This window comes from Streptomyces thermocarboxydus (assembly GCF_024760485.1).
Classification (GTDB): domain Bacteria; phylum Actinomycetota; class Actinomycetes; order Streptomycetales; family Streptomycetaceae; genus Streptomyces; species Streptomyces cellulosae.
In genome coordinates this window covers 2,378,009-2,394,616 of the sequence record NZ_CP058273.1, presented here as the reverse complement: position 1 = coordinate 2,394,616, position 16,608 = coordinate 2,378,009, and the positions used below count along the sequence as shown (strand labels likewise).

Annotated in this window: 15 protein-coding genes; 5 read left to right on the top strand and 10 right to left on the bottom strand. The window is 72.5% G+C overall.

The features are described 5' to 3' along the window. Window positions 1-31: 31 nt before the first annotated feature. The 7 genes from AY578_RS11060 to AY578_RS11030 form a co-directional block, all read right to left on the bottom strand. On the bottom strand, window positions 32-1,411 hold the full coding sequence (locus AY578_RS11060) for an amino acid permease (protein ID WP_161107929.1): 1,380 nt from the start codon (window positions 1,409-1,411) through the stop codon (window positions 32-34). 142 nt (window positions 1,412-1,553) lie between these two features. Continuing rightward, complete coding sequence (locus tag AY578_RS11055) at window positions 1,554-2,465, bottom strand: TauD/TfdA dioxygenase family protein (RefSeq protein ID WP_258902312.1); 912 nt, start codon at window positions 2,463-2,465, stop codon at window positions 1,554-1,556. Between the two features lie 25 nt (window positions 2,466-2,490). Next, the gene (locus AY578_RS11050; RefSeq protein WP_258902311.1) at window positions 2,491-3,852 is read right to left on the bottom strand and encodes an LLM class flavin-dependent oxidoreductase; all 1,362 of its coding nucleotides are present in this window, start codon (window positions 3,850-3,852) and stop codon (window positions 2,491-2,493) included. Window positions 3,853-3,933: 81 nt separating this feature from the next. Beyond that, window positions 3,934-4,653 carry an ABC transporter ATP-binding protein gene (locus AY578_RS11045; protein WP_019527642.1) on the bottom strand — a complete coding sequence of 240 codons (720 nt, stop codon included), beginning with the start codon at window positions 4,651-4,653 and terminating at the stop codon, window positions 3,934-3,936. Continuing rightward, window positions 4,629-5,495 carry an ABC transporter permease gene (locus AY578_RS11040; protein ID WP_215048288.1) on the bottom strand — a complete coding sequence of 289 codons (867 nt, stop codon included), beginning with the start codon at window positions 5,493-5,495 and terminating at the stop codon, window positions 4,629-4,631. Before AY578_RS11040 ends, AY578_RS11045 begins: the two co-directional genes overlap by 25 nt. Next, window positions 5,492-6,556 carry an ABC transporter substrate-binding protein gene (locus tag AY578_RS11035; protein ID WP_258902310.1) on the bottom strand — a complete coding sequence of 355 codons (1,065 nt, stop codon included), beginning with the start codon at window positions 6,554-6,556 and terminating at the stop codon, window positions 5,492-5,494. The genes AY578_RS11040 and AY578_RS11035 overlap by 4 nt, the downstream gene beginning before the upstream one ends. A 230-nt stretch (window positions 6,557-6,786) precedes the next feature. Next, entirely contained in the window at window positions 6,787-7,995 is a 1,209-nt protein-coding gene (locus AY578_RS11030; RefSeq protein WP_161232580.1) for an ROK family transcriptional regulator, read from the bottom strand. Window positions 7,996-8,463: 468 nt separating this feature from the next. Here AY578_RS11030 and AY578_RS11025 point away from each other — a divergent pair, with 468 nt between their 5' ends. Continuing rightward, a complete protein-coding gene (locus tag AY578_RS11025; protein WP_019527646.1) occupies window positions 8,464-9,048 on the top strand; it encodes a biotin transporter BioY in 585 nt (194 codons plus the stop codon). A gap of 81 nt (window positions 9,049-9,129) precedes the next feature. On the opposite strand, the gene AY578_RS11020 is transcribed toward AY578_RS11025, so the two are convergent. After that, on the bottom strand, window positions 9,130-10,590 hold the full coding sequence (locus AY578_RS11020) for an amino acid permease (RefSeq protein ID WP_258902309.1): 1,461 nt from the start codon (window positions 10,588-10,590) through the stop codon (window positions 9,130-9,132). 205 nt (window positions 10,591-10,795) lie between these two features. Here AY578_RS11020 and AY578_RS11015 point away from each other — a divergent pair, with 205 nt between their 5' ends. Next, window positions 10,796-11,281, top strand: a complete 486-nt coding sequence (locus AY578_RS11015; RefSeq protein ID WP_019527648.1) for a ribose-5-phosphate isomerase — start codon at window positions 10,796-10,798, stop codon at window positions 11,279-11,281. 50 nt (window positions 11,282-11,331) lie between these two features. After that, window positions 11,332-12,153 (top strand): Fpg/Nei family DNA glycosylase, encoded by an 822-nt coding sequence (locus AY578_RS11010; protein ID WP_019527649.1) that lies wholly within the window; start codon window positions 11,332-11,334, stop codon window positions 12,151-12,153. Window positions 12,154-12,194: 41 nt separating this feature from the next. Here the strand turns inward: AY578_RS11010 and AY578_RS11005 are convergent, their stop codons facing one another. Next, window positions 12,195-13,445, bottom strand: a complete 1,251-nt coding sequence (locus AY578_RS11005) for a GNAT family N-acetyltransferase (RefSeq protein WP_019527650.1) — start codon at window positions 13,443-13,445, stop codon at window positions 12,195-12,197. Window positions 13,446-13,609: 164 nt separating this feature from the next. Here AY578_RS11005 and AY578_RS11000 point away from each other — a divergent pair, with 164 nt between their 5' ends. Then, window positions 13,610-14,788 (top strand): PP2C family protein-serine/threonine phosphatase, encoded by a 1,179-nt coding sequence (locus AY578_RS11000; RefSeq protein WP_026244250.1) that lies wholly within the window; start codon window positions 13,610-13,612, stop codon window positions 14,786-14,788. Window positions 14,789-14,829: 41 nt separating this feature from the next. Further along, entirely contained in the window at window positions 14,830-15,273 is a 444-nt protein-coding gene (locus tag AY578_RS10995) for an HD domain-containing protein (protein ID WP_019527652.1), read from the top strand. Here the strand turns inward: AY578_RS10995 and AY578_RS10990 are convergent. Next, window positions 15,270-16,481 (bottom strand): acyltransferase family protein, encoded by a 1,212-nt coding sequence (locus tag AY578_RS10990; protein ID WP_051101735.1) that lies wholly within the window; start codon window positions 16,479-16,481, stop codon window positions 15,270-15,272. The genes AY578_RS10995 and AY578_RS10990 overlap by 4 nt on opposite strands. Window positions 16,482-16,608: the final 127 nt, after the last annotated feature.

Genomic DNA, 16,608 nt, shown 5'->3' with positions numbered 1-16,608 from the left:
GGGTCGCGGGGGCCCTCGGTGAAGGTGCGGGTCAGCGGCGGGCGCGGGCGCGCTGCCAGGCGTAGCCGACGGCAGCCAGGGCCAGCGTCATCGCGCCCGTCGAGTACAGCTGCACCCGCGTGTCCGGCTCGCGGGCCATGAGGACGAAGACCGTCGCCATGCCGGCCAGGGCCACCCAGGTCAGCCACGGGAACGCCCACATCCGTACGGCCAGCCGCTCCGGCGTCTCGCGCTCCAGGCGGCGGCGCAGCCGCAGCTGGGAGACGGCGATGAAGATCCAGACGACCAGGATCACCGCGCCGATCATGTTCAGCAGCCAGGCGAAGACGTCGTCCGGACGCCAGTAGCTCAGCAGCACGCACAGGAAGCCGAAGACGGAGGACGCCAGCACGGCGACGCGCGGCACCCCGCCCGACACCCGGCCCAGCCACTTCGGGCCCTGGCCGCGTTCCACCAGCGAGTAGCCGATGCGGGAGGCGCCGTAGACGTTGGCGTTCATCGCGGACAGCAGCGCCACCAGCACGACCACGTTCATCAGCTGCCCGGCGCCGGGGATGCCCAGCCGGTCGAGGGCGGCGACGTAGGGGCCGTTCTCCACCACCTGCGGGTCGTCCCAGGGGACGAGGGCGACGATGACCGCCATCGAGCCGACGTAGAAGACGGCGATGCGCCACATCGCGGTGCGCACCGCCCGCGCCACGCCGCGGACCGGGTCCTGCGACTCGGCGGCCGCGATGGTCACGGTCTCCAGGCCGCCGTAGGCGAAGACGGACGCGAGCAGGCCGATGACCAGCCCCTCACCGCCGTTGGGCAGCAGTTCGGTGAGGTTCGAGCCGCCCGGCGAGTCGGTGCCCGGCAGCACGCCGGCCAGCGCCAGCACGCCCAGCACCAGGAACAGGGTGATCGCGCCGACCTTCAGTGCGGCGAACCAGAACTCGAACTCGCCGAAGTTCTTCACCGCGGCGAGGTTGGTGCCGCAGAACACCACCATGAACAGCGCGACCCACGCCCACTCGGGCGTGCCCGGCAGCCAGCCGTGGACGATCTGCGCGGCGCCGATGCCCTCCAGGCCGACCGCGGTGCACAGCAGCACCCAGAACGCCCAGCCGGCGGTGAACCCGGCCCAGGGGCCGATGGCCCGCTCGGCGTGCGAGGAGAAGGACCCGGAGGAGGGATACGCGGCCGACATCTCGCCCAGCATCCGCATCACCAGCATGACCAGCAGGCCGGAGAGGGCGTAGGCGATCACGATGGAGGGGCCCGCGGCGGCGATGCCCGCGCCGGAGCCGACGAACAGTCCGGCGCCGATCACCCCGCCGAGGGCGATCATCGACAGGTGGCGCTGTTTGAGGCCGTGCGAGAGGGAGACGCCGTCGGTGTCGGCGGGCGTCTCGACCGTGGTGAGGGGCATGGGCGCGGCTCGTCCAATGTGGGGGGGAGACGACAAAAACGCCCCCCAGTCTGGGCGGCCGCCCGGAGGTTCCGGCGCGGCCGCCCAGCATGTGGACGGCGCTGAAGCGGAGGGTTACCCTCCGTTCACTGCGGGGTGCCCGTCACGCGGCGGCCGGCACCTTCGCCACGCTCGTGTAGTGCGAGGCGTCCCCCTCGATCGCGTACGACTCCTTGCCGTCGACGCCGGCCGGCACGTCACCGGCGACCGTGACACGGTGCAGGCGGCGCGGCAGACCGTCGTAGTTGTCGATCGCGTAGTGCTGGGTGATGCGGTTGTCGAACAGCACCAGCTGGTTCGGCTCCCAGCGCCAGCGCACCACGTTCTCCGGCCGGGTGACGTACGCCTGGAGCAGGTCCAGCACCTTGCGCGACTCGCTCTTCGACAGTCCCACGATCCGCTGCGCGAACCCGCCGATGAACAGCCCTCGCTCACCGGTGAGCGGATGCACCCGCACCACCGGGTGGACGGTGCGGTACTTCACGGAGGTGAACTGGGCGCGCCGGGCCGCCTCGTCCTCGTCGATCGCCTCCTCCGGGACGGCGTAGTCGTAGTCGTTGGTGTGCTCGGCCCACAGGGTGTCGGCCAGCCGGCGCAGCGGTTCCGGCAGGTCACGGTAGGCGGCGGCCGAGTTCGCGATCAGCGTCTCGCCCCCGTACGGCGGGATCGTGATGCTGCGCAGGGAGGTCGCCTGCGGCGGGTTGAGGACGAAGGTGACGTCCGTGTGCCAGTTGTTCGCGGCCCGCCCGCGCCCGCTGTCGACGGGCAGCACGCTGGGCGCGCCCTCGACGGCCGGCACGGTCGGATGGGCGCCGGTGATCTCGCCGAAGTGCCGCACGAAGGCCTGCTGGCCGGCGTCGTCGAGGTGCACGTCGTCGAAGAGCAGCGTCTTGTGCTCGTTCAGGGCGTCCCGCAGCGCGGTGACGGTGGCGTCGTCCAGCGGCTTGGAGAGGTCGACGCCGGAGACCCGGGCGCCGATGGTCGCGGTGACCTTGGTGATCCGGAGGTCGGACATAGGGGCGTTCCCTTCGGTGGAGGTGTCAGACGAGCGCGGCCGCGGGGGTCGGCTCCGGGGTGCGCGCGGTGACGTGCTGGTTGGCGGGGCGCGGCAGGCCGTAGCGCTCGCGCAGGGTGCGCCGGGGGCCGTACTCGGCGCGGAACAGGCCGCGGGCGCGCAGGATCGGGACGACCTCGTCGACGAAGGTCTCCAGGCCGGACGGCAGCACGGGCGGCATGATGTTGAAACCGTCCGCGGCGCCCTCGGCGAACCACCGGCCGATAATGTCGGCGACCTGCTCGGGCGTGCCGGTGAAGGTGAGATGCCCGCGCCCGCCCCCGAGCCGGGCGATGAGCTGCCGCACGGTGAGCCGCTCGCGCCGGGCCAGCTCCACGATCAGCGTGTAGCGGCTCTTCGCGCCCTCGATCTCGTCCTCCGGGGGCAGGTCGTCGGGCAGCGGGCCGTCCAGGTCGAGCGTGCCCGGGGCGAGACGCAGCAGCTCCTCGAGGCGGCGCACCCCGTGCTCGTGCACGATGTGCTCCTCCAGCGTCTCCTCCAGACGCCGCGCCTCGGCCTCGGTGGAGCCGATGACGGGCACGATGCCGGGCAGCACCTTGATGTGGTCCGGGTCGCGCCCGGCCGCCGCCGTACGGGCCTTGAGGTCGGCGTAGAAGCCCTGCGCGTCGGCGAGGGTCTGCTGGGCGGTGAACACGGCCTCCGCGTACCGCGCCGCGAACGCCTTGCCGTCCTCCGACGACCCGGCCTGCACCAGCAGCGGATAACCCTGCGGGGTGCGCGGCACGTTGAGCGCTCCCTCGACGCGGAAGTGCGTGCCCCGGTGCCGCGGCGGATGGATCCTGGCGTCGTCGGCCCACACCCCGGCCGCCTTGTCGGCGACGATCGTGTCGTCCTCCCAGCTGTCCCACAGCAGCCGGGCGACGTCCAGGAACTCGGCGGCGCGGGCGTACCGTTCGGCGTGCGCGGGCTCCGCGTCCAGACCGAAGTTGCGGGCCGCCTCCGCGCCGGCGGTGGTGACGATGTTCCAGCCGGCCCGGCCCTTGCTGACCACGTCCAGCGAGGCGAACTTCCGGGCCAGGTTGTAGGGCGAGTTGTACGACGTGGACGCCGTCGCGATCAGCCCGATGTGCTCGGTCGCGGTCGCCAGGGCGGTGAGCAGGGTGAGCGGCTCCAGCGCCCCGGCGGGACGCTGCGCCACGGAACTCCACAGCTGGGGGCCGTCGGCGAGGAACAGCGAGTCGAACGTGCCCCGTTCGGCGGTCGTGGCCAGCCGTATGTGGTGGTCCAGGTCGACGTGTGCGTACGGATCGCTCTCGGGCAGCCGCCACGACGCCTCATGGTGACCGGTGTTCATGAGGAAGGCGTTCAGATGGAGCTGTCTGGGCATGCGGGATCCCTTCTCGGTACGGGGGACGGGGAGCGGGGAAGGGAAGCGGGGCGCGTCAGGCGCGGTGCGGGCGGGGCACCCTCACGGGGCGTCGTCGGAGACGCCGAGCGCCTTCAGCAGCCGGGTGCGGTACTCGCCGTGGGCGTGCGGGCCGTCGCGGTCGACCGTCAGGTCGAGCCCGATCCGGCCGTCCTCCAGCACCAGCACCCGGTCCGCGAGGGCGATCGCCTCGTCCACGTCGTGCGTGACCAGCAGCACCGACGGCCGGTGCCGCTCCCACAGCTGCCGCAGCAGCGCGTGCATCTTGATCCGGGTCAGCGCGTCCAGCGCCCCGAACGGCTCGTCGGCGAGCAGCAGTTCGGGCTCCCGTACCAAGGACCTGGCGAGGGCGGCCCGCTGCTGCTCGCCGCCCGACAGCTCGCTCGGCCAGGCGCGTTCCCGCCCGCCGAGACCGACCTCGGCGAGCGCGGCCCGGCCGCGTTCCCCGGCGTCCTTGCCGTCCAGGCCCAGCAGCACGTTGGGCAGAATGCGGCGCCAGGGCAGCAGCCGGGAGTCCTGGAAGACCACCGACACCCGCTCGGGCGCGGTCAGGGTGCCGCTGCCGGCCACCCCGTGGTCGATGCCCGCGATCGCCCGCAGCAGGGTGCTCTTGCCGGAGCCGCTGTGCCCGAGCAGCGCGGTGAACTGCCCCGCCGGCAGGTCCAGGTCGAGGCCGTCGAGGACCGTGCGCCCCTCGAAGGCCCGGGTCAGGCCGCGCAGCCGTACGGCCGGCCGGGTCAGCTGCTCAGTGTGCGGCGCCATGACAGCACCCTCCGTTCGATCGTGCGGACGGCGGTGTCGGAGACCAGGCCGAAGAGGCCGTAGACGACGAGACCGACGAGGATGACGTCCGTCTGGCCGTAGTTCTGCGCCTGGAACATCATGTAGCCGAGTCCGCTGGTGGCGTTGATCTGCTCGAGGACGACCAGGCCCAGCCAGGACCCGGTGACGCCGAGCCGCAGCCCGACGAAGAAACCGGGCAGCGCGCCCGGCACGACGACCTGCCGGACGAAGGCGGACCGGGACAGGCCCTGCACCTCCGCGAGCTCCACGAACCGGTGGTCGATGCCCGACAGCGCGGCGTGGGTGTTCAGGTAGATCGGGATGTAGACGACGATGGCGATGATCGCGATCTTGAAGGTCTCGCCGATGCCCAGCCAGAGGATGAACAACGGGATCAGACCGAGCGTGGGCACCGCGCGGTTGAGCTGCACGCTGCCGTCGATCAGCGCCTCGCCGACCCGGCTGAGCCCGGCGGCCAGGGCGAGCACGATGCCCGCGGTCAGGCCGATCGCGAACCCGGCCCCGGCGCGCTGCAGCGAGGTGAGGACGTCGTCGGTCAGGGTGCCCTCGGTCCACAGCCGGACCCCGGTCTCCACCACGGTCCAGGGCGCGGGGATCGCGCCCGGGTCCAGCCGTCCGGCGGCGGAGGCGGCGGCCCACAGCGCCAGCACCAGCAGCGGGCCGGTGATCCGGGTGGCGGGCAGCCGTTTCCCGGGCGACAGCCGCCGTCGCCGCTCGACCTGATGCTCCTCCTCGGCGGCGGGCGGGGCGGGAGCGGCCGTTGTCGCTGCTGTGGTCGTGGTCGTGGTCACGGCGGTCACCTCCGGTACTCCGCGGGCACGGCGCGCGCGGCGAGCGACTCGAAGCGACGGTCGAAGAGCACGCCGACGTCGAACTTCTTCACGTAGCCGCCCTCCGCGAGCAGATCGGCGGTCTCCTGCTCCCACGCGATGGCCTCGCCCCAACGGGGCGGGAAGTACGGCTTGTTGGCGAGAGCCGTGATGGCCTCGGCCTGCGCGAGCGTGAGGTTCTGCGTCTTGACGAAGTACTCCCGGTTCCATACGTCCGGGTGCTCGTACTGCCACACCGCGCCCTTGGCCCAGTACGGGATGTACGCGGCCACCGCGGCGGCCTTGTCCCGGTCGGCGAGCACCTCCGCCGGCGCCCACAGCAGGTTGAGCAGGTCCACCACGTCGGTGGGGATGGTGCGGGCGCCCTTCGATCCGTACTGCTTGAGGTAGGACGGGGCCTGGCTGATGCCGAGCGGTGCGATGTCCACCTGCCCGGACTGCAGGGCGGTGAGGAACTGGTTGCTGGTCAGCGGGACCAGCTCCGCGTCGTCGTAGTCCAGGCCGGCCTCCTTGAGGGCGCGCAGCAGCACCACGCCCTGTGCCTGGCCCTGCGAGAACGCCAGCCGCCTGCCCTTGAAGCCGGCGACCGTGCGGATGTCGCTGCCGGGCTTCGTGGCGAACAGGTAGTTGGGCTTGCGGGTGACGTTGATGGCGACGATCCGCGCGTCGAAGCCCTGGTAGAAGGCCTGGATAGGCGGGATCCCCGCGTTGTTGGCGAGGTCCAGGGACTTGGCGCGGAAGGCGTTGATGACGTCCGGTCCTGCCCCGATGTTCAGCCACTCCGCCACCTCGAACGGCAGGTCGTCGAGGCCGGCGAGCTTCAGCTGGATCTGCTGGAAGTTCTCGTACGAGGAGATCTTCAGCCGGGTGCCGGGCGGGACCTTCCCGGCCAGCGGGGCCTTCAGCGCGGCCTCGTCGGCCGCCGCCCCGGCCTCGGCGCAGCCGCTCAGTCCGGCAGCGGCGGCGGTGACGCCGAGCAGGGAGGTGAGGAAGAGACGCCGGTCGAGGCCGGCCACCGGTGGTGCGGGCATGAGGGAACTCCCGGGACGGGGGAAACGCACAGGGGTGTGCGCGGGGACGGAAAGGCACACTGAATTGCCGGGCGGGAAAGACGGGAAAAGCCCGGAAGGAAAAGCACGCGAGAAAGAGGGGACGCTGCGGACGATCGCGCGTCAACGTGTCAGCAACAGAGGGTGCGACAGCTCATGACCAGCATGTTCCTTGCCCCTGAAGGGGACTGTCAATATTCCGAGTTTCTGAATTAAATACGCTCTGGTGACACGCTCAGCGGATCCCGGTAGAGCACGTCCAGAGCGACCGCCCCGCCCGCGACGGCCAGCACGGATTCCGGGAAACTCGTCGGTGTCACCGTCTCCGCGCGCGCCGGGTCCAGTTCGCCGCGCAGCGCCGCGAGACAGTCGGGGCGGTGGATGACGCCGATCTCGGTGACGATGACGCTCTCCGGGTTGAGGACGTCCGTCAGCAGACCCACCGCGCGCCCCACCATCCGGGCCCGCTCCCGCAGCAGCCGCGCCGCCACAGGGTGCCCGGCCGCCGCCGCGTCGACCACGTGCAGCGGGTTGCGCCCGTCGCAGACGCCCGCCTCACGGGCCCGCCGGCACAGGGTGCGCTCGCTCAACTCGGCCTGGAGGCAGCCGGTCCGGCCGCACGGGCAGGCCTCGGTGCCGCCCGCCAGCGGGAGATGGGCGATCGCGCCCGCCTGGGAGCGCGGCCCGTGGTGCACCTGGTCATGGGTGGCGAAGGCCGCGTCGACGATGTTCCCGGCGAACAGGTGCAGCGCGCTCCCGCCGCCCCGCGCGGCCCGGCCGAACAGCCGCTCCGCGTCCGCCAACGCCCGCGCGTGCCCGTCCACATGGACCGGCAGCCCGGTACGGGCGCGCAGCACCTCACGCGCCGGGACCTCCCGCCAGCCCAGCAGCGGATGGTCGACGACCGTGCCGGCCGCACGGTCGACCCAGCCGCCGGCCGCGAAACCGACGCCGAGCGGCCGCCGTTCCCGCTCCTGCTCCAGCAGCCCGGCCAGACCGTCCGCGGCCCGCTCCAGCACCCGCACCGGCTCGGTGTCCGGGTGCGGCAGCCGCCGTTCGGCCACCACCCGGCCGCGCAGGTCCAGCAGCGCCACCGTCGTGTACGGCACCGCCACATGGACCCCGCCGACCACCAGCCGCGACCCGTCCACGTCGAGGGGCAGGTGCGGACGTCCGACCCCGCCCGAGCGGCGCGGCGCCGTGGCCTCACGGAGCAGGCCGAGTTCCGTCAGCCGGGCGCAGTGGTCGGTCACGGAGGCCGGCGACAGACCGGTGAGCCGCGCGATCGTGCTGCGCGCCACCGGACCGCGCTCCAGCACGCACCGCAGCACGGTGCGGGCGCTGGTGCGCCGCCGGTCGGGGTCGGCGGCACGCGCCGGGCGGGCAGGGAGGTGGGGCGGGGGTGCCACGGTACGAAGCATGGGGAACTTCCTCGGGAACGGGTCCGACACTGCGCCGTCGTACGGGAGTCGAGGCGCGCCGGATCCGCTCCGTCCGCCTCGTCAGAGGAGACGACAGGCAGTGGCGCCCACGCGTCGCAGATCGACGTGGCGACGCGAGGTGAAGTTCCGGGACTGGGCGACCATGGCCCGAAGCTAGCAAACGGTCACGCCCGCTGCCCAGACCGTGACCGACGGGCGAGACGGCACGCCCGCGCACGCCGGCCCGCGTTGGTGGATCCCTACAGCCGCTCCTACGCCCCTCCGTGTCGGCGACACCACGTCACCTCAGTGACCCGTGTCACCTCGGGTGAGGTGTGACCCCCGCTCTTTGTCCGGAGCCCACCAACTCCCTGATCGAGCCTTTGTCGAGCGCTGCTGGTGATCGGCACGGGGGCGCCGGTATAGCGTCGCCGTGTTCCCACTTGCCCTCATCCCCGGGGAGTCCCCATGAGCACCGCCACCGTCACCTCCGCCCGGCCCGGACAGGTCCTCGCCGACCTCGTCCCCGCCTCCCGTGTCCGGGACGCGGCCCTCGTGCTCGGCGGCGCCGCGCTCACCGGTCTCGCCGCCCAGATCGCGGTGCCCGTCCCCGGTTCCCCGGTGCCGGTGACCGGCCAGACCTTCGCGGCGCTCCTCGTCGGCACCACCCTCGGCGCCCGCCGCGGCTTCGCCTCGCTCGCGGTGTACGCGCTGGCGGGCATGGCGGGCGTGCCGTGGTTCGCGGAGGGCACGTCCGGCATCGGCATGCCGTCGTTCGGCTACATCCTCGGCATGCTGCTGGCGTCCGTCGTCGTGGGCGCGCTCGCCCGCCGTGGCGCCGACCGCTCCGCCTGGCGCACGGCCGGCACGATGCTGCTCGGCTCGGCGATCATCTACGCCGTCGGCGTGCCGTACCTGGCCCTGGCCACCGGGATGTCCGCCTCCGCCGCGATCGCGGCCGGCCTGACCCCGTTCCTCATCGGTGACGCGCTGAAGGCCGCGCTCGCGATGGGCCTGCTGCCCACCGCCTGGAAGCTCGTCGACAAGCGCTGACGGCTTCACCGCATACGCCGAAGGGCTCGGCGGGCGCTGATCACAGCGCTCGCCGAGCCCTTCACCTGTGTCCGGGGCGGTTCAGCCCACGCCCACCTCGTCCCGCTCCGGGGCAGCGGCGGCGGCCCGCCGGTGCCGGACCAGGGCGATCGCCAGCACCACGGCCGCGACCAGCAGCGTCAGCAGCACCGTGGACCGGCCGTCGTGCTCGGTGTCGGTGAGCATGTAGACCAGCACGAAGGCGATGAACCCGATGCTCAGCCAGGTCAGGTACGGGTACAGCCACATCCGCACGACCAGCTTGTCCGGCGCCTCCGCCTGGATGATCTTCCGCATCCGCAGCTGCGAGAAGCAGATCACCAGCCACACCAGCAGCGCGACCGCGCCGGAGGAGTTGACCAGGAAGAGGAAGACGGAGTCGGGGAACTTGTAGTTGAAGAACACCGCGACGAAGCCGAACACGACCGACACGAGGATCGCGGCCCGCGGCACACCCCGGCCCGTGGTCCGGGCGAACGCCTTCGGCGCGTCCCCGCGCTCACCGAGCGAGAAGGCCATCCTGGAGGCCGTGTACAGCCCGGAGTTGAGGCAGGACAGCACCGACGTCAGCACGATGAAGTTCATGATCTGACCCGCGTGCGCGATGCCGAGCGAGTCCAGCGCGGCGACGTACGAGCCGTCCTCGGCGATGGCCTTGCTGTCCCAGGGGAGCAGACAGACCACGACGAGGATCGAGCCGAGGTAGAAGACGCCGATCCGCCAGATGATGCTGTTGGTGGCCTTGGTGACGGCCCGCTGCGGGTCCTCCGACTCGCCGGCCGCCAGGGTGGCGATCTCGCTGCCCATGAAGGAGAACACCACGAGCAGGATGCCGGTGAGGACGGCCCCCGCCCCGTTCGGCAGGAATCCGCCGTGGCCGGTCAGGTTGGACAGGCCCGCCTGCTCGCTGTCGACGCCGGGCAGCAGGCCGAACACGGCCAGCCCGCCGACGACGATGAACGCGCCGATGGCGACGACCTTGATACCGGCGAACCAGAACTCGAACTCGCCGTAGGAGCCGACCGACGCGAGGTTCGTCGCGGTCAGCACCAGCATCACGATGAGCGCCCAACCCCACTGGGGCACGGCGGGTATCCACCCTTCGAGGATGGCGGCGCCCGCGGTGGCCTCCACGGCGAGCACCACGACCCAGAAGAACCAGTAGAGCCAGCCGATGGTGAATCCGGCCCAGGGTCCGAGGGCGCGGTCGGCGTGCGCGGAGAACGACCCGGAGGTCGGGTTGGCCGCGGACATCTCGCCGAGCATCCGCATCACCAGCACCACGAGCGTGCCGACGAGCGCGTACGACAGGAGGATGCCGGGGCCGGTGGTGGCGATGCCGGTGCTGGAACCGACGAAGAGTCCGGCGCCGATGACACCGCCGATGGCGATCATCGACAGGTGCCGGTTCTTGAGACCGGCCTGGAGCCCGGAGCCCGTGGGCGGGCCTCCGGGGCCCTCGGGGCCGTTACCGGCCTCGGTGAGGGTCGGCTGCGAAGTCATGTGGGGGTCTTCCTTTGCGCCGGTTGAGCGGTACCCGTACGAGCGGTGCACGAGCTGAACCAGTGAAACGGAGGCCTACTTTCACAGGAACCTTTGATTTCCAATCTTTACCCGAGCTTTTCCTGAGGTCCTGTGGATTGGCTCACACCTTTCACACCGCCCACCCCGCGCCGCTTCCCCGGAAGGGCCGTGTCACACTCGACGCATGCGCGTGTATCTCGGCTCCGACCATGCGGGCTACGAACTGAAGAACCACCTCGTCGAATGGCTCAAGGAGGCGGGGCACGAACCCGTCGACTGCGGCCCGCACATCTACGACGCCCAGGACGACTACCCGCCGTTCTGCCTCCGCGCCGCGGAGCGGACCGCCGCGGACCCCGGCTCCCTCGGCGTCGTGATCGGCGGCTCCGGCAACGGCGAGCAGATCGCCGCCAACAAGGTCGAGGGCGTACGGGCCGCCCTGGCGTGGAGCGAGCAGACCGCCGCGCTGGGCCGCGAGCACAACGACGCCAACGTGGTCGCCGTCGGCGCGCGCATGCACAGCCAGGAGGAGGCGACGAAGTTCGTCGAGATCTTCCTCAACACCCCGTTCTCGGGTGACGAGCGCCACATCCGCCGGATCGACATGCTCTCCGCCTACGAGACCTCCGGCGACCTCCCGCCGATCCCGGCGCACCACCCGCAGCAGTAACGGCCGTACGCGGCCACCGGACACAGACAGCGGAGCGAGCGAGGGGGACCGTGCCCGAGGGACACACCATCCACCGGCTGGCCGAGGACTACGCCCAGGCCTTCCGGGCGGACCCCTCCCTGCGCGTCACCAGCCCCCAGGGCAAGTTCAGCGACGCCGCGGCCCTCCTCGACCGCACCCCGCTGCGCACCACCGACGCCCACGGCAAGCACCTCTTCCTGGGCTTCGGCGACCGGGGCCGGCCGGAGTGGGTGCACATCCACCTCGGCCTTTTCGGCAAGGTCACCTTCGGACCCGCCCCGGCGCCGCCGCCCACGGACACCGTGCGGCTGCGCCTGACCGGCTCCACCGCGTACGTCGATCTGCGCGGCCCCACCACCTGCGCCCTGATCACGGAGCCCGAGAAGCGGGCGGTACACGACCGGCTCGGCCCGGACCCGCTCCGGCCCGACGCCGACCCCGAGCGCGCCTGGCGCAGGATCAGCCGCAGCCGTACGACCGTCGCGGCGCTGCTCATGGACCAGAAGGTCGTCGCGGGCGTCGGCAACGTCTACCGGGCCGAGGTGCTGTTCCGGCACGGCATCGACCCCTACCGGGCCGGCAAGGACCTCACCCGCGCCGAGTGGGACGCGATCTGGGACGACCTGGTCGCGCTGATGCGCGAGGGCGTCCGGAACAACCGCATCGACACCGTTCGCCCCGAACACACCCCCGAGGCCATGGGCCGCCCGCCGCGCGTCGACGACCACGGCGGCGAGGTGTACGTCTACCGCCGGGCGAACCTGCCCTGCCACATCTGCGGCGGCGAGATCCGCACCGCCGGTCTCGCCGCCCGCAACCTCTTCTGGTGCCCGGGCTGCCAGCGGGCCTGACCTCGGACGCGCGGAGACGGGCCCTTGCGGCACGCCGCCCGTCAGAAGCCGTGCGGCAGCCACGGCGCCGGGTCGCTGCCGAACGCCACGGACGCCTCGGCCAGCGCCCCGCCCCGCAGTTCCCGCACCCGCCCGGCCGCCGCCAGCGCGGTCAGGCTGACCCCGCCCAGATAGGCGGCGCCCAACTCCCGCACCGACAGGGCGAGGTCGGCCGCGTCCCGGGTGGGCTCGCACACGGCCCCCTTGGCGTCCCCGCTCAGCCGCCAGCGCCCGGTGTTCCACGGGCAGAAGGCGTCCTCCACCTCCAGCACCACGTCCACCGGCGTCCGGTACGTCCGCGCCGCGAGCGCCGCACCCACCTCCACCGGACGCAGATACAGCGCGTCCCGCAGCGCCGGGCGGCAGCGCCGCACGTCCCGCACCAGGTACTGCCAGGAGTCGTCCACCGGCCGCCCCCGCACCCGCAGCGACGACGTCAGGTCCAGGTCGAACAGGAACCGCCACAGCGCCGCGGCCGCCGCCGGGTCCAGCGCGTCCAGGGCGCTCAGCACCACCTCGCCGTCAGGCCCGCCAGGACCCCAGTGCGGCTTCACCCGGAACCGCGCGTACCCGACCGTCGCGCCGTCGCGCTCGGCGACCACGCACTGCAGCGGCGACGCCCCGCCCCGCTCGCTCTCCGGGTCCAGCACCCCCACCTTCTCCCAGCCGGGCCGCCGCGCCGGCATGCCGGGACGCCCCGGCACCAGCTGTGCGTAGACCGCCTCGCACACGTCCAGCGCCTCCACCGGGTCCGCGTACCGCAGCCGTACGTCGTCCGTACCGTCCGGCACCGTCAGACCGGCGCGGACGGTGTCGATCTCCGCGTCCAGCTGGAAGGTGGCCGCTCCGTAGCCGAACCGGCCGTAGATCGCCGGCTCCGACGCCGTCAGCACCGCCAGCGGCTCGCCCCAGCTACGGATGTCGTCCAGCTGCCGGCGCATCATGGCGGTCAGCAGCCCGCGCCGCCGGTGGGTGGCGGCCACGCTCACCATCGTCACGCCCGCCGTCGGCACCGACGCCCCGCCGGGCACCGTCAGCCGGAAGGAGAAGGCGCCCCCGGAGGCCACGCACCGGTCACCGTCCCAGGCGGCCAGGAAACGGCCGAACTCGGTGATGGAGCGCCACAGTTGACGTTCCTCGTCGGCCTCCGGCAGCCCGCCGAAGGCGCGCAGCAGGTTCCCGTACGCGCTGTCCCACTCGTCGGGTCGCAGGCTGCGCAGTTCGGGCTCCGGGCCCGTCCGATCGTCGACCATGGGGCCATGCCTACCAGGCCCCCGGAACCGGGGCGAGGCAATTTCCGCCGCCCGGACCCGGAACGGCCCCGGGTGAAGTTCACTGTGAGTCCGGTCCCCGTCAGGGGGGACAAGCTGGACCTCCCGTGCCAAGCGGCCGGTTGGATGGATAGGGTCCCGAACTGATGGCAGCAGGACGAGAGCGGCGCGCGGCGGCCGAGACGTTCACGGCCCGGTTGAAGAAGCAGTGGCACCGGGCCCGCGTCGGCGTGCGCCGGGCCGCCGTCGACTACTTCCGCGGCGACGGCTCGGACTGGATCGCGCTCGTCGGACTGCTCCTCACCGTCCCGCTGATCGCCGCCGGCACCCTCGCCAATTCCGTGTGGTGCTCGCCGGCCGCCTTGTGCATCCCGATCGTCGCGGGCGGCCTCCTGCTGCGCCCGGCCAGCCTGCTCGGGCTGTACGCGGCGGCGGCCACCGCGCTGATCGTGGAGGCCGTGCAACTCGGCCCGTACACCGAGGGCGTGGCCCGCGTCACACCCGGCGTGGTCCTGGTCGTCGCGGCCTGCGGCTTCTTCGGGCTGCTCGTCGCCCAGTTCCGCAGCAGGGTCGGCGTGCCCTGGCGGCGCGGCGGCACCATGCTGTTCGACCTGCGCGAGCGCATCCGCGTGCAGAGCAAGCTGCCCAAGCTGCCGACGGGCTGGCACCGGGAGATGGCGCTGCGTCCCGCGGGCGGCCAGTCCTTCTCCGGCGACTTCGTGGTGGCCGCCCGCACCAACGGCGGGCGCACCCTGGAGGTCGTCCTCACCGACGTCTCCGGCAAGGGCATGGACGCCGGCTCGCGCGCCCTGCTGCTGTCCGGCGCCTTCGGCGGGCTGCTCGGCAGCCTGCCCCCGCACGACTTCCTGCCCGCCGCCAACGGCTATCTGCTGCGCCAGGACTGGGACGAGGGCTTCGCCACCTCCATCCACCTGGTCCTCGACCTGGACTCCGGCGATTACGAGCTCTACTCAGCCGGACACCCGCCGGGCCTCCAGCTCAGCGCGGGCAGCGGCCGCTGGGAGGAGAAGGCCGCCGACGGGCCCCTCCTCGGCGTCTACGACGGCGCCCAGTTCGACCCGGTGAAGGGCTCGCTGCGCCCCGGCGACGTGCTGATGCTGTTCACCGACGGCCTGGTGGAGACCTCCGACCGGGACATGGTCGAGGGCATCGACCGGCTCACCGGCGAGGCCGACCGCTATGTCGCGGGCGGCTTCCACGGCGCCGCCTGGCACCTCATCGAGGCCGTCGCCAAGGACGTCAACGACGACCGGGCGCTGCTGCTGATCTGCCGCGAGGGCCCCACGGCGGCGGCGGTCCGCTGAGCCGCGCCGGGCACACTGGTCGCGTGAACCGGACACCGCTCATGGACCTGGCCGAGATCGAGGCCACCGCCCGCGCCGCGCACGCCGGCCAGACCGACAAGGCCGGACGCCCCTACGCCGAGCACCTGCACGCGGTCGCCGAGGGCGTACGGCTGCGGGGCGGCGACGACGAGCAGATCGCGGCGGCCTGGCTGCACGACGCCGTGGAGGACGACCGGCTGAGCCCCGCGTGGCTGGAGGGGGCGGCGCTCACCCGGCGCACCAAGGACATCGTGCTCGCCGTGACCAAGCGGCCCGGCGAACCCCCGGAGGCGTACGCGGCCCGCATCCTGGCCACTCCGGGCGCCCTGCTGGTGAAGGAGGCGGACCTGGCGCACAACGCCGACCCGGCCCGCCTCGCCGTCCTCGACGACGCCACCCGCGCCCGCCTGACCGCCAAGTACGCGCGGATGCGCGCGCTTCTGGGCCTGGACGCAGGCCGTTAGACGGAGACCTTCTCGCCCGGCGCCCGCACCTCGGCGGGACGGGGCTGCTCGCGGATCCGGGCCTCCTCGCCCGCGTCCTTCCGGAACGCCCACTCCATGCGCGGCTCCACCACGCAGCGCAGCGCCCGCTGCACCGGCCGGGTGCACAGCAGCGTCACCGCGGCGGCCGCGAAGACGGTGAGCCCCAGGACACCGAGCGGCTCGTGCAGCGCGGGCTGGTCGTAGAAGTCCGTGTAGTTGCCCGCCCGCACCAGGAAGGCGTGCAGCAGATAGCCGTAGATGGTGCCCGCGCCGAGGGAGGTGAACCACATGCGGCGGCGCGGCACCCAGGCGAAGAAGCAGACGGTCATCACCAGCGAGCACCCGAGCGTGGCCCACACCGTGACCGGGCCGGTCCACCAGGGCGTGCCCAACTCCTGGGCTGCGTCGCTGTGGTAGAGCCAGCCGAGCCGCATGTACGGCATCGTCGCCCAGGCCGTGACCACCGCCGCGAGGAACACCGGCACCGACGCCAGGCGTACCGAGCGGCGCTTGACCATCCGGAAGTGCTCGGGGCGCAGGGTCAGGCCCAGTACGAAGAAGGGGAGGAACTGCAGCACCCGCTGCAGCTCCAGGTCGTCGCCGATCTGCGGGGACACCGAGCCGAGCGCGGCGAGCACCAGCGACACCGGGACCGGGTGCTTGACGGCCTTCCACACCGGTGTGGTCAGCCGCCACACGAACAGGGCGCAGAGGAACCACAGGTGGTAGGTGGGGTCCAGCAGCGTGATGCCGTGCCCCGGCTCGTCGTTGCCGTAGCGCTGGAAGAGGGAGTACGCGGTCTCGAAGACGACGTAGGGGACGACGACCCCGGTGACCAGGCGCCGCACATGCTTGGGGCGCAGGTCGAAGCTGCGGGAGAAGTAGCCGGAGATGAGGATGAACGCCGGCATGTGGAAGGTGTAGACGACCCGGTACGCGGTCTCGACCGCCCCGTCGTCCAGGAGCTGCCCCCAGGCGTGGCCGACGGCCACCAGCACGATCGCCAGGTACTTGGCGTTGTCGAAGAACGCGTCGCGCTGTCTGCCCCCCGGGCCTCCCGGGGCTCCCTGGGCGGGCCGGGAGCCCTCCGGGACCCTGGTGCGCGGGGTCGGCACTCCGTCCGCGGGCGTCTGCACCGGAGGGAGCGGCGTCCTGCTGTTGCCGTACGGTCGCTGCGAGTTCGTCACTGGCCCTCCCGGCGGTGGAACGGGGAGGCGATCGGGGAGCTCGCTGCGCTTGCGGGGGACGAGGCAGCGTGGAACATCTCAGGCACCCTAGCGTCGTCTTCGGGAATCCGTAAAACGCCCGATGTCA